The organism is Halomonas sp. H2 (genome assembly GCF_050215315.1).
In the GTDB taxonomy this organism is placed as follows: Bacteria; Pseudomonadota; Gammaproteobacteria; order Pseudomonadales; family Halomonadaceae; genus Vreelandella.
Genome location: NZ_CP189760.1, coordinates 3,174,245 through 3,187,434 on the forward strand (window position 1 = coordinate 3,174,245; position 13,190 = coordinate 3,187,434).

The following is a 13,190-nucleotide window of genomic DNA, read 5'->3' on the forward strand; positions in this document are numbered from 1 at the left end:
AGAATAAATAGCAGGTCTTTTATTCCCAATACCCAGCCACCCAGCCCAAGGCCTCATAAAAAGCCCGCTCACTTTTGCGTAGCTGAATCGCGGAAGGCACCCAAAAACCTAAGCGGTTTGCGCCATGGCCGGTTAAATAGTGCGTAGGGGCGGCGTAAGGCGTTAACCCGGCCTGTTCAAACTAGCACACGGCTCTGGGCATATGCGAGGCGGAGGTTACCAGCAACACGCCAGCGCCCTCGCCTAACTGTTCACGAACGGCCTGAGCCTCTTGGGCGGTATCAGTGGGCGTGCCAATCACCTGCAGTTGGGTAGGCGGCACACCAAGCGTTATGGCCGCGCGGGCATAACCCTGGGCAATCGGCATGCCGTCGCCATGGCGGCTAGCCCCTGTCACTAACAAGGTGCTTTCAGGCTGCTGTTGCCATAATCGAATGCCCTCCATCAAACGAGCGACCGAGCTATCGCCCAGTTGGCCGGTAAGGCTCACATCCAAACCAGGCGACCAGCCCCCGCCAAGCACCACCACGGTGTCGATTTCTTCGCCCCTCGGCCAATCAATAACGGCAGAGTAACGGTGCTCAAAAGGCGCTAGCAGGCGTTCGGCCACCGGCCCCCAGCTCAGTAGCAGTAAAAAAACAAAGCCTGAAAGCACCACGCCACCGCCAAACTTATGGTGGCCAAGGCGATAAATAATCAGCCCAATAACGACCAGTAAAATAGTGATAGGAAGAGGCATAAACAGCTGAGCAATAAGGGTTTTAAGCACAGGATACATAAGAAAATCATCTTCCATGACGAGAGCAGTTAATGACTCACATCCGACTTTACGCTGGCCACTCTGCTCTCGACCTCGCTAGTGGCGGCTATGTGGCCCCATTCGGCGTTGGCAGAGGGCCTGGCTGGCGAGTTAGGCACAGGCCAAAGTGATTTTGGTGGCGTGGGCCTTATGCAAACGCCCACTGCGCGCATGAACCCGCTGGGCGCCATGTCAGTGAGCTTGAGCCGCACCGAACCCTACCGCCGCTACAACGTGTTTTTTCAGCCCACCGAGTGGTTTGAGGGTGGGTTCCGTTATGTGGAGGTGGAGAACCGGAGTAGTGAGCTGTTTGATCGCAACCTTGATAAGGGCTTTGACGCTAAGTTCCGGCTTTTAGAGGAGACGCGTTATTGGCCGCAACTTGCCGTTGGTGCACGCGACTTTGGCGGTACCACTCTGTTTGGCGCTGAATATTTGGTTGCCAGTAAGCGCTGGTACGATTTTGATTTTTCAGCGGGTTTTGGCTGGGGCTATTTGGGCAGTGCGGGTGATATCAACTCACCTTTAGGTTGGCTTGCTGACCGCTTTGATGACCGTTCATCTAGCAGTGGCTCTGGCGGCGGCGAGCTGAATACGGGCCAGCTTTTTGCTGGTCCCGGCGCGTTTTTTGGCGGCATTGAGTACCAAACCCCTTGGAACCCGCTGTTACTGCAGCTGGAGTACGAAGGCAACGATTACACCAATGAGCCCCAAGGCAATAATCAAACCCAGGATAGCCGCTTTAATCTAGGTGCGCGCTTGGCCGTTAGCGATAACGTGGAACTGCACACCGGGTGGCAGCGCGGCAACACGGCGATGGCCGGCATTACCTTTAATATCGATTTGGCCGGGCTCAGCCAAGTGAAAAACGACCCCAGCCCTGTGCCGCTGAACGCTGAGCCGCAGGCTAACTGGACAGCCGTTAGCGACGTGCTAAATGAAAATGCGGGACTTCAGGTGGAGCGCATCTCCCGTCGGGGCAATAGCATCACCGTAGAGGCCCAGCCTGAAAAATTCCGCTCATTGGCCCAAAGCAAAGGGCGCGCCAACCGTATTTTGCATGCCCAAGCCGATGCGGATATCGATACCTTTCAGTTTAACTGGGAAGAGCGGGGCTTACCGCTACGTGCCAGCGTGCATAACCGTGACGACTTCGTGCAGGCGGCCACCTCGGCAGACCTTGAATACAATCATCGTTACGGCATCTATGCCCATGCCAACCTGGAAAACAACGCCGGTGAAACCCTTTATGAAGCCTCTGAACAGCGCTTTAGCTGGCAGCTAGGGCCACAGATTGACCAGAACTTTGGTGGCCCAGATGGCTACCTTTACCGCTTGAAAGCGCTGTTGAGCGCTGAGTATCAAACCGATGCCAACGGTTGGTTTTCGGGCAGTGTGGCGTGGACGCTGCTGGATAACTTGGATAACTACGAGTACATCGCTGATTCTGAACTCCCCCGCGTGCGTACTTTTATCGGGGATTACTTAACTGAGTCAGAGCTTGGCGTTGAGAATCTGCAGTACACTCGTACGGCAAAGCTTAGCGACAATGTGTACGCCATGGGTTATGGCGGGTTGCTCGAAATGATGTATGCCGGTGTGCGGGCACCGAGCTGTTATATCGGCCCTTTGACGCCTCTTGGGCGTTTGGTGCCGATATAAACTGGGTGCGTCAACGCGACTTTGATCAGCAGTTCGGCTTGCGTGATTACAGCACCTGGACGGGCCACTTAAATGCTTACCTGGAAACCGGCGTTGAAGACGTGTTAGCTAAGTTGAGCGTTGGCCGCTATTTAGCGGGCGATGCAGGGGCAACGCTGGACCTTTCACGCGAGTTTGATTCTGGGGTGCGTATTGGCGCCTGGGGCACCTGGACAGATGCTGGCGATGATTTTGGGGAAGGTAGCTTTGACAAAGGGCTCTACTTGGCACTGCCGCTGGACGCCTTTTTCTCATTCTCAAGCCGTGATCAGTCAACGCTGCGCTGGCAGCCGCTCACCCGCGATGGCGGCGCCCGCCTGAACCGGCAGTACGAGCTTTATGACTTAACCCAAGAGCGGCGAATGGATGGCTATTGGGAAGAGTATGATCAGACGTGGCGTTAATCGACACGCTGAAACACCGGCCCACGCGCACCTTCACGTTATAGACCTTGGTCTAGCCTAGACGTTAGTCTATAATGCACTGCAATAAACCCATTTGGGTGCTAACTGCAGGAGAACATGCGTGCCTTTAGAACTGACTTCTCCCAAGCTTACAACCGCCGCGAACGTTCAGCGTAGCCTTCGCCAGTGTTTATCGATTGCCGCTGAGCTGCTGTACGATCACGGCCATGTGCTAGAAACTATTACCCTACCCCAGCGCGGCTTAGCCCGCCGCGAACTGCTCACGCTGAGCGCAGCAGCGTCTACTTGGACAACTTGCCAGCAGGTGATGGAAGCCAGTGAAGCCGCCACCTTCAATAGCTATGGCCGCTTTGTGTTGACCCGCCTTGGCCGCGAGCTGATGTTTGATATGTTTGGCCAAGGCGCCGCTGACTGCGCCTAAGCGTCACTTGGTTATTAACCACGCATAAAAAACCGCCCGTAAGCTAACGCTACGGGCGGTTTTTGCTGGGGCGTATTTCTAGCGCCTAGCTCTTGGGGCTTAACGCAGGCCGAGCATCGAAAGGATGAACAGCACAACGACGATAAGGCCGATAATATAGATGATATTACGCATAGGGCGCTCCTTGCTAAGTGCGTGTTAGAGAAAATATTCGTGCGTTTCAGGGAAAATCAACGAGTTGCTTACCCATAAGGCAACACCCACAGCCTAGCAGGCTTTTTCTCATTTTGCGTAATCTCGCTTTGACAGCCCCCCGTCACGGGGCTTCCAGCCAACTCGGCCTACCGAACCAACCCCGGCATCGCTGCGCGCTACTTTCGCGGGTGCGCTGACGCTTACGCCGCGCTACAAAACCCTTAAAAAATCAGCTAATTACACACAATCTAAGACAGCCGTGATATTAGTGGTTATTGCCACTGCGGAACCTCTTCTGCTTCTCATCCTCGAACGATGGCCACTTATACCCAAGGGATTGCAATGCGCGCGACTTTGTTACTTATCTCCTGTGTTTTTTGGTCATTGTTTCATGTTTCTAATGCCGCAGCAGATGCCCCTTCAACAATGGCGTTTCAGGCGCTTGATCAGCAGGCCAGTGCGTTAAATCGTGTGCATGCGGTGGTGGTAGCGCATGATGGCGAGATTATTCATGAGCTTCATCAAGGTGGGCCGGGCGTGGCATCACCTGCCAATATCAAGTCTTTGTCCAAAACCGTGCTGGCGGCGATTACCGGTGCGGCAATTGAGGCGGGTATTGTCGAGTCTGCTGAGCAACCCATGGTGGCGCTATTTGGCGATCATTTGCCAAGTGGTACTGATCCGCGCGTTAACGAGATTACCGTGGCGCATTTACTCGCTCTACAGGCGGGGCTGGAACGCACATCGGGGGGCAATTACAGCGCCTGGGTGGCGAGCGCTAATTGGGTAAATGATGCATTAACACGCCCTTTTGTGGATGAACCCGGCGGGCGAATGCTCTACTCCACCGGCACCAGCCACCTGCTTTCCGCCGCGCTTACCCATGCCAGCGGCGAAACCACTCACACGCTCGCCCAGCGTTTGGTGGGTGACCCGCTTAATATCACTATCCGCCCGTGGCTACGCGACCCGCAAGGCATCTATTTTGGCGGCAATGATATGCAGCTTTCTCCTCGGGCTCTGATTGAAGTGGGCGAGCTGTATCGAAATGATGGCACCGTATTTGATGAAGCCGGGAATGGCGAGCGCGTTTTGCCTGAAGGCTGGGTAGAAGAGTCGTGGCAGCCGCGTGGCACATCGCGCTGGACCGGCGATGGCTACGGCTACGGTTGGTTTATCACGCAACTGGCAGGGGAAGATGTGTATTACGGGCGCGGCTACGGCGGCCAGGCACTTTACGTCATTCCTGAGCGGGAGATGACCGTGGTGATTACCTCAGACCCCAACCCACCCTCGCCGGGCGGGCAGTTCCAGCAGCAGTTGAATAGGCTGGTGGTAGGTTTGTTAACAGATAATGGTGCGTAGCATCCGTCGCGGGTGCGCTGACGCTTACGCCGCGCTACAAAATCCGTAAAAATCAAACGATTGCACATCCCGTAGCGCGTGGTAACGAGCTTGTGAGGAGCGAACAACGAGGCACCCGCGGGAGGCGGCGGAACGACGCCCGGTGGCCACATATAACCCACCCCGGCACCGCTGCGCGCTGCTTTCGCGGGTGCGCTGACGCTTACGCCGCGCTACAAAATCCTTAAAAACCAAACGATTGCACATCCCGTAGCGCGTGGTAACGAGCTTGTGAGGAACGAACAACGAGGCACCCGCGGGAGGCGGCGGAACGACGCCCGGTGGCCACATATAACCCACCCCGGCACCGCTGCGCGCTGCTTTCGCGGGTGCGCTGACGCTTACGCCGCGCTACGAAACCCTTAAAAAATCAAACGATTGCACATCCCGTAGCGCGTGGTAACGAGCTTGTGAGGAACGAACAACGAGGCACCCGCGGGAGGCGGCGGAACGACGCCCGGTGGCCACATATAACCCACCCCGGCACCGCTGCACGCTGCTTTCGCGGGTGCGCTGACGCTTACGCCGCGCTACAAAATCCGTAAAAACCAAACGATTGCTCATTTCGTAGCGCGTGGTAACGAGCTTGTGAGGAACGAACAACGAGGCACCCGCGGGAGGCGGCGGAACGACGCCCGGTGGCCACATATAACCCACCCCGGCACCGCTGCACGCTGCTTTCGCGGGTGCGCTGACGCTTACGCCGCGCTACAAAACCCTTAAAAACCAAACGATTGCTCATTTCGTAGCGCGTGGTAACGAGTTTGTGAGGAACGAACAACGAGGCACCCGCGGGAGGCGGCGGAACGACGCCCGGTGGCCACATATAACCCACCCCGGCACCGCTGCGCGCTGCTTTCGCGGGTGCGCTGACGCTTACGCCGCGCTACGAAATCCGTAAAAACCAAACGATTGCACATCCCGTAGCGCGTGGTAACGAGTTTGTGAGGAACGAACAACGAGGCACCCGCGGGAGGCGGCGGAACGACGCCCGGTGGCCACATATAACCCACCCCGGCACCGCTGCACGCTGCTTTCGCGGGTGCGCTGACGCTTACGCCGCGCTACGAAACCCGTAAAAACCAAACGATTGCTCATTTCGTAGCGCGTGGTAACGAGCTTGTGAGGAACGAACAACGAGGCACCCGCGGGAGGCGGCGGAACGACGCCCGGTGGCCACATATAACCCACCCCGGCACCGCTGCGCGCTGCTTTCGCGGGTGCGCTGACGCTTACGCCGCGCTACAAAACCCTTAAAAAATCAAACGATTGCTCATTTCGTAGCGCGTGGTAATGAGCTTGTGAGGAACGAACAACGAGGCACCCGCGGGAGGCGGCGGAACGACGCCCGGTGGCCACATATAACCCACCCCGGCACCGCTGCGCGCTGCTTTCGCGGGTGCGCTGACGCTTACGCCGCGCTACGAACCCCGTAAAAACCAAACGATTGCTCATTTCGTAGCGCGTGGTAACGAGCTTGTGAGGAACGAACAACGAGGCACCCGCGGGAGGCGGCGGAACGACGCCCGGTGGCCACATATAACCCACCCCGGCACCGCTGCGCGCTGCTTTCGCGGGTGCGCTGACGCTTACGCCGCGCTACAAAATCCGTAAAAATCAAACGATTGCTCATTTCGTAGCGCGTGGTAATGAGCTTGTGAGGAACGAACAACGAGGCACCCGCGGGAGGCGGCGGAACGACGCCCGGTGGCCACATATACCCCACCCCGGCACCGCTGCGCGCTGCTTTCGCGGGTGCGCTGACGCTTACGCCGCGCTACAAAATCCGTAAAAATCAAACGATTGCTCATTTCGTAGCGCGTGGTAATGAGCTTGTGAGGAACGAACAACGAGGCACCCGCGGGAGGCGGCGGAACGACGCCCGGTGGCCACATATAACCCACCCCGGCACCGCTGCGCGCTGCTTTCGCGGGTGCGCTGACGCTTACGCCGCGCTACAAAATCCGTAAAAACCAAACGATTGCTCATTTCGTAGCGCGTGGTAACGAGCTTGTGAGGAACGAACAACGAGGCACCCGCGGGAGGCGGCGGAACGACGCCCGGTGGCCACATATAACCCACCCCGGCACCGCTGCGCGCTGCTTTCGCGGGTGCGCTGACGCTTACGCCGCGCTACAAAACCCTTAAAAAATCAAACGGTTGCACATCCCGTAGCGCATGGTAACGAGCTTGTGAGGAACGCACAACGAGGCACCCGCGGGAGGCGGCGGAACGACGCCCGGTGGCACGACACCAATCCGGCGCTGCTAATCTAATTTAGTGTGCTAAAATGACACCATCATCAACCCAATATTCCGCATGGCGACACGGATGGCAACCTACCGACGCGCGTATATTCCTGGCGGCCACTACTTTTTTACGGTCGTGACCTATACACGGCATCCCTTCTTTGAGGATCGCTTTAATATTGAAGCCCTCGGGCGTGCCTTGCGCAAGGTTCGAAAAGAACGCCCCTTCGTTATGGATGCGTTTGTCCTACTCCCTGACCACCTCCACTGCTTGTGGACACTGCCCACAGGCGACGCCGACTACTCCTCTCGCTGGCGGGATATCAAAAAGTACGCCTCTAAAGAGTTTCGCTTCCCGCCTGGCACCCAAAAAGCTTGGCAACGCGGCTTTTGGGAACACGTCATTCGTGATGAAAACGACTGGCAGCGCCATATGGACTATATCCACTACAACCCTGTCAAACACGGCTATACCCACACCCCCCGCGACTGGAAATGGTCAAGCTTTCATCAAAGCGTCCAAAAAGGCTGGTACGAACCCGACTGGGGCTCCCGGCACGCCCCCGATGTCACCGACATGAATTGGGAATGACATGCTTGCCCCCTTCTCGCGTCAACAGCGTCTAGGCCTGAGCATTTCAAAACCGCTTACTCGCCTTTGTGGCCTAGGCTCATCAAATAGAGCGCAGCCGCCAGCATAACTAAAAATCGCGAGTTCCATAACGCCGTTTCTATGCGCCGCTCCCAGTTCCCCTGCTTTTCTGGCGGTTTGGGTGTTGTAGGTGGCGAAGTATCTGTCATAGCTAACTTCCTTTTGTTAAATCAGGCTCATCGCGATCAATACACAGGTGGCACCAAACAGCGCAAACCCCAGCAGCAGCGCGGCCCCATCGCGAGCAACCAAGCCTAAGCCCAATAGGGCAAGCGCTAAGCCTGCTCCGTTAGCCGAGAAAGGAATAAACTCCATCGGCGGCATGGCTAGGGCAATTAAGAGGCAAACAACCGCCGTTACGCGGATACCGATATAGCCGGTTAGCCACGGCAGGCGTACCCGCAACAGCCCGTCTATCCAGCGGGCGGGCTTTTTTATCAGTTGGATGCCTTTATCGAACTTCTGCCGCGAAAGAGAGCGTTTTAGCAGCCAGCGGGGCAACCAAAATGCCTCACGCCCCGCCAGCAGCTGCATAGAAACCAACAGCACCAACACCGCCATTAAGGTCGGCATGCCGGGGATATCGCCAATGATCGGAGTGAGCGTAATTAACCCAGCGACCAGTAGCAGCGGCCCAAACGAGCGCCGCCCCACGGCGTAAACCACATCGTCAACGCTAACCCGCGAAGCGTCCTGCTCCAGGTTCTCTATCGAGCGAATTAACTCCATTAAATTCGAGTCTTCGTTGCGGTTATGCATCGGGGTTATGGCGCTCCTCAATTATCAGCTTGGTGCGAATGAAATCGCTGTGGCTAACATGTAATAGGTCTGCCAAGCGGCGAATGCGGTGCTCTTCTAGCGGGTCGACATTGCCGTCGGCCCAGGCCAGTTGCCACATTTGTGCGACCAGCTCGCAGCGCTGATCGTAGTTGTAGTGCTCTTTAATCAAACTCACAAACTGGTAGTGATCAACGGCATTGTCTACTTCCGCCTGGGCAAGCGCCATCAGCTCTTCCACATCGCTTGCACTTAGCTTGTAGCGCTCAATGAGCATACTGCGCAGGCTGGCTAGCTCTTCATCGCTGGTGTCGTAGTCAGCGCGAACAATTTCACACAGCAGCGCGGCGGTGGCGAGCTCCAGCGTGAGCGTTTGGTTATCGCGCTGCTCGGGCTGCGCCAGCGAGCGCTGAAAAAAATCACTAATGGTGTTTAACATAGGGTTCTCCATCAATAGCTATCGGCTTGTAACTGTTCAGTACGAGGCGCAGAAGTGCATGGGATATATAAAAAATAAGGGGCACTGAGCGAAGAACCATCATCAAGCAAATACACATAGGGCAGCCTTTAGGGCTGCCCTGTTTTGTGCGTAAAGTGAGAATACCGATCAGCAGATTAGTGCTTATCAAGCAGAGATTCCAAGCTATCTGCCGTTAGAATCTGTACTACCCACTCGTCTAGCTGCGTGTCTGAAGCCAATGTCAGACGCTGATCTGCCCAATCGGGCATCTCACCAAACTTTAAGGCGATTTGCTTACGCAATGTACCTTCCACTCCTTCATGACGTCCTTCTTGACGCTCTTTCTCTCGCTCAAAGCGCTCAACGGTGTTGACATAAGACATGTGTTTTTCCTCCTGTATGGCGTAGACCGCCTGGACAAACTCGGACTCCAGGGCTCTCGGTAGCTGGAGCATCCAGTCGATAATATTGAACAACCGCACAATCTGTTCACGGCTGTAGCCCCGTTCATACAGCAGCCGAATGAGAGCGATTTTGACATCCTTGCGCGTACCACCATCCTTCAATCGCTTGGCGTGAATCTGGGCCATGACCACCAGTGCAAAGACGTTATCGCTGGCTTCCAGCTCCGTCCAGCGTGTTTCCCAATCAATCAGTTTAGCCGTGGGGAAGATAAAGTTCAGTTCGCACCCCCAGCGCTGATAGTGGAACGTGGTGGGCCGGAAGCTATCGCGGGTATCAGCCAGTACTGCCAGACTGACCACATCTACCCCATAACGGTCACGTAGCCGATACTGGTAGGTGTACATTCGCTTAGCAAAGGCCTCCTCCGGCTCACCCTGCACCTCAACGTGGATCAGCACCCACGTCTCGCTGCCGTCCCGTGCATAGACCTTGATCAGCTTGTCGGCGTAACGCCTGCCACTATTGGCATCCGCCGTGATCTGCTGTAACTCCTTGTCTAGAAAGCTGAAGCCTTTCGACCAATACACTTGTTCATGAATGATTGGAAACAACAGATCCAAAAATTCCTGGAAATACCCCTCCAGCGCCATCTTCCAAGGGCTGTCGTGGTCGGCTGGTCGGGTCGTATCCGCTTCGCTCATGCAAGCTCCTATTTCGCTACTCAAATGCTAGCACAGGGGCGCCTAGCAAGCGCCATACCCCTTCATGTTATCTGCCTGCTATGTCAAATAAACATGTCAATAAACACGTCAATAAACACGTCAACAAGAAAGAGTTCTACTGGCTAGATATTTACCTCAATCCTTCTTGGTGAGCTGCTCTCTTAATTGCTTGGGTACTTGCTTGATAATTAGGCGGTCCTGGGTGGCGTCGTACTCGATGCTGGAGCCCAGCAGATGGGAGTCAAAGCTGATAGAGACGCCACCGGCGCGCCCGGTAAAGCGGCGGAACTGGCTTAGGGTGCGTTTGTCCGGGGGGATTTCCGGCGAGAGCCCGTAATCCGAGTTGCGTATATGCTCGTAAAACGCTTTTGGCTGCTGTTCGTCTACCAGCCCAGAAAGCTCTTCCAGGGTCATCGGTTCGCCGCGGCGCAGCTGTTCGTTGGCGTAGTCCACCAAGGTGTCGGTTTTTTCGCGGCTCACTTCGTCGTCGTAATCTTCTTTCTCGACGTAGTCGCTAAACGCCTTGAGCAGCGTGCGGGTTTCTGCGGGGGCATCGACGCCCTCCTCCATACCCAGCAGTGCCACTAAACCTTCGGCGAGCTTTTTACCGCCGCGATCTTTTAGAAATGAGACGTACTGCGCGTTGGGTGCATCGCTCTGCCACTGGGTAAGGTTAATGCGCGCCGCCAGGGTAAGCTGGCTGGTGTTGAGCTGGGCGGCAGGCACGGCGTGGTGCTCGCTATTAATACCCATCCCTTCGCGCTGGTGCACTAAGGCTACAAGCAGCGTTTCGGTATCGCCCTGGCGCTGGTGGCTGATGACTAAGTAACCACTGACTGACAGCTGCTCTTGAAGCTGTTTGGCTAGGCGCTCTGCCAGTGCCACAGAAAGCTCGGCAAAGCTCTGCTCACCAGCGAGATAGTCACGCAGCCACATAGCCAGCGGCCCGGCCTGTTCGCCCTCTTCGGCAAAGCGCCCCCAGCCTTTGGGCTTGGTGTTGTAGGTGTCGTTAAGCGCGCCCACCAGGCTCGCCATCACTGTGTCGTCGCTGGCATTAGCCTGTTCTGACTGGGGGGCGGCGGTTAGGGTTAAGCGCTCACCGTCAAGCGTTGGGTCAAGGCGGTGCACAATACTTTGCAGTAGCGGCATAGGGGTTTACTGGCGTCCGGAGGTGAGTGGTAAGTAGTTAGTGGTAAGTAGTGAGTAGTGAGTGGTAAGTAGTGAGTGGTGAATAGTGAATAGTGAGTGGTGAGCTACGTTTATGGTTTGAGGCGGTATCCGGTGCGGAAGATCCAGCCAATGGTGGTTAGGCACGCCACCAGAAACAGCGTAATCATGCCTACACTTGCCGCCAGGCTTACGTCACTGATGCCGTAAAAGCTCCAGCGAAAGCCGCTGACCAAATACACCACGGGGTTGGCCAGCGTCAGGGTTTGCCAAAACGGCGGCAGCATATCGATCGAGTAGAAGCTGCCACCCAAAAACGTCAGCGGGGTAATCACTAACAGCGGCACTAGTTGCAGGCGGTCGAAGCCATCGGCCCAAATGCCGATAATAAAACCCAGCAGGCTAAAGGTGACGGCCGTTAGCACCAGGAAGAACAGCATCCAAAACGGATGGGCGATCTCCAGCGGCACGAAAAAGTTTGAGGTGGCCAGAATAATCAGCCCCAGCAGTATCGATTTCGAGGCCGCCGCGCCTACGTAGCCAATCACAATCTCTAAATGCGAAATTGGCGCCGAGAGAAGCTCGTAAATGCTGCCGGAGAACTTGGGGAAAAAGATGCCGAAAGAGGCGTTTGAGACGCTCTGGGTCAGCAGCATCAACATAATCAGCCCAGGCACAATAAAGGCACCGTAGCTGACGCCGTTGACCTCGCTGATGCGTGAGCCGATCGCGGCACCAAACACCACAAAGTAGAGCGAGGTAGAGATCACCGGCGAGACAATACTTTGCAGCAGCGTGCGGCGCGTGCGGGCCATTTCGGCCATATAGATAGCGCGAACAGGGTGAAGGTTCATGCACGCTCCTTAGGGTTAACCAGGTCGACAAAAATATCTTCAAGCGAGCTTTGCCGAGTGTTTAGGTCTTTAAAGGTGACGCCTTCGCGCTCTAGCGCGGTTAGCAGCTCTGAAATCGCGTGGCCGTCCTCTTCCTGGCTGCCGTCGTAGGTATAAATCAGCTCGTACCCTTGCGCCGCTAGGCTCAGTTCAAAGCGCTGTAAGCTGGCGGGCATTTCGGTTAACGGACTGTGCAGATTAAGCGTTAGCTGTTTGCTGCCCAGCTTGCTCATCAAAGCGGCTTTCTCTTCCACCAGCACCAACTCACCGCGATTGATTACGCCGATACGGTCGGCCATCTCTTCGGCTTCTTCGATGTAGTGGGTGGTCAAGATAATGGTGACACCGTTATCGCGCAGTTGACGCACGACTTCCCACATCTCGCGGCGCAGCTCTACATCCACCCCGGCGGTGGGCTCATCCAGAAACAGAATGCGCGGCTCATGAGAGAGCGCTTTGGCGATCAGCACGCGTCGCTTCATACCGCCCGAGAGCGTCATCAAGCGATTGTTGCGCTTATCCCATAGCGCCAGCGACTTGAGCACTTTCTCGATATGCGCTGGGTTGGCCGCTTTACCAAACAGGCCGCGGCTGAAACTCACGGTGTTCCAGACGGTTTCAAACGCTTCGTTGGTAATCTCTTGGGGCACTAGCCCAATGCGCTCGCGGGCTTGCCGGTAGTGGGTAACGTTGTCGAACCCATCGACCAGCACATGGCCAGCGGTGGGATTGACCAAGCCGCACACAACGCTGATTAGGGTCGTTTTGCCCGCCCCGTTGGGGCCAAGCAGGGCAAAAATCTCACCACGCTGAATCGTTAAATCAATATGGGTTAAGGCCTGAAAGCCACCTTCGTAGGTTTTATTCAGGCCTTTAATCGCAATAATTGGGTCGTTCAAGGCGTACTCCTCACACCGCAG

General features: G+C 56.0%; 13 protein-coding genes. 5 read left to right on the forward strand and 8 right to left on the reverse strand.

Annotated features, from left to right (window positions below; genetic code table 11):
- Positions 1-181: 181 nt before the first annotated feature.
- Positions 182-778: an ElyC/SanA/YdcF family protein gene (locus tag ACQE2I_RS14755; protein WP_427028803.1), complete on the reverse strand. Its 597-nt coding sequence runs from the start codon at positions 776-778 to the stop codon at positions 182-184.
- 90 nt (positions 779-868) lie between these two features.
- Here ACQE2I_RS14755 and ACQE2I_RS14760 point away from each other — a divergent pair, with 90 nt between their 5' ends.
- The 5 genes from ACQE2I_RS14760 (at position 869) to ACQE2I_RS14780 (ending at position 7,786) form a co-directional block, all read left to right on the forward strand.
- A complete protein-coding gene (locus ACQE2I_RS14760) occupies positions 869-2,461 on the forward strand; it encodes a YjbH domain-containing protein (RefSeq protein ID WP_427028804.1) in 1,593 nt (530 codons plus the stop codon).
- On the forward strand, positions 2,458-2,904 hold the full coding sequence (locus ACQE2I_RS14765) for a YjbH domain-containing protein (protein ID WP_427031486.1): 447 nt from the start codon (positions 2,458-2,460) through the stop codon (positions 2,902-2,904). The genes ACQE2I_RS14760 and ACQE2I_RS14765 overlap by 4 nt, the downstream gene beginning before the upstream one ends.
- A gap of 121 nt (positions 2,905-3,025) precedes the next feature.
- Positions 3,026-3,346, forward strand: a complete 321-nt coding sequence (locus ACQE2I_RS14770; RefSeq protein ID WP_427028805.1) for a hypothetical protein — start codon at positions 3,026-3,028, stop codon at positions 3,344-3,346.
- Positions 3,347-3,883: 537 nt separating this feature from the next.
- Positions 3,884-4,906 carry a serine hydrolase domain-containing protein gene (locus ACQE2I_RS14775; RefSeq protein WP_427028806.1) on the forward strand — a complete coding sequence of 341 codons (1,023 nt, stop codon included), beginning with the start codon at positions 3,884-3,886 and terminating at the stop codon, positions 4,904-4,906.
- A gap of 2,370 nt (positions 4,907-7,276) precedes the next feature.
- Positions 7,277-7,786, forward strand: a complete 510-nt coding sequence (locus ACQE2I_RS14780) for an REP-associated tyrosine transposase (RefSeq protein WP_427028807.1) — start codon at positions 7,277-7,279, stop codon at positions 7,784-7,786.
- Positions 7,787-7,842: 56 nt separating this feature from the next.
- On the opposite strand, the gene ACQE2I_RS14785 is transcribed toward ACQE2I_RS14780, so the two are convergent.
- From ACQE2I_RS14785 to ACQE2I_RS14815, 7 genes are all read right to left on the reverse strand, one after another.
- On the reverse strand, positions 7,843-7,995 hold the full coding sequence (locus tag ACQE2I_RS14785; protein WP_427028808.1) for a hypothetical protein: 153 nt from the start codon (positions 7,993-7,995) through the stop codon (positions 7,843-7,845).
- 16 nt (positions 7,996-8,011) lie between these two features.
- Positions 8,012-8,605: an exopolysaccharide biosynthesis protein gene (locus ACQE2I_RS14790; protein WP_427028809.1), complete on the reverse strand. Its 594-nt coding sequence runs from the start codon at positions 8,603-8,605 to the stop codon at positions 8,012-8,014.
- Positions 8,598-9,062, reverse strand: coding sequence for a TerB family tellurite resistance protein (locus ACQE2I_RS14795; RefSeq protein WP_427028810.1), 465 nt, complete (start codon positions 9,060-9,062; stop codon positions 8,598-8,600). The genes ACQE2I_RS14790 and ACQE2I_RS14795 overlap by 8 nt, the downstream gene beginning before the upstream one ends.
- A 176-nt stretch (positions 9,063-9,238) precedes the next feature.
- The gene (locus tag ACQE2I_RS14800) at positions 9,239-10,189 is read right to left on the reverse strand and encodes a hypothetical protein (RefSeq protein WP_427028812.1); all 951 of its coding nucleotides are present in this window, start codon (positions 10,187-10,189) and stop codon (positions 9,239-9,241) included.
- A gap of 156 nt (positions 10,190-10,345) precedes the next feature.
- A complete protein-coding gene (locus ACQE2I_RS14805) occupies positions 10,346-11,359 on the reverse strand; it encodes a nucleoid-associated protein (RefSeq protein ID WP_427028813.1) in 1,014 nt (337 codons plus the stop codon).
- A gap of 110 nt (positions 11,360-11,469) precedes the next feature.
- On the reverse strand, positions 11,470-12,231 hold the full coding sequence (locus tag ACQE2I_RS14810) for an ABC transporter permease (protein WP_427028814.1): 762 nt from the start codon (positions 12,229-12,231) through the stop codon (positions 11,470-11,472).
- Positions 12,228-13,169: an ABC transporter ATP-binding protein gene (locus ACQE2I_RS14815; RefSeq protein ID WP_427028815.1), complete on the reverse strand. Its 942-nt coding sequence runs from the start codon at positions 13,167-13,169 to the stop codon at positions 12,228-12,230. Before ACQE2I_RS14815 ends, ACQE2I_RS14810 begins: the two co-directional genes overlap by 4 nt.
- Between the last annotated feature and the right edge of the window lie 21 nt (positions 13,170-13,190).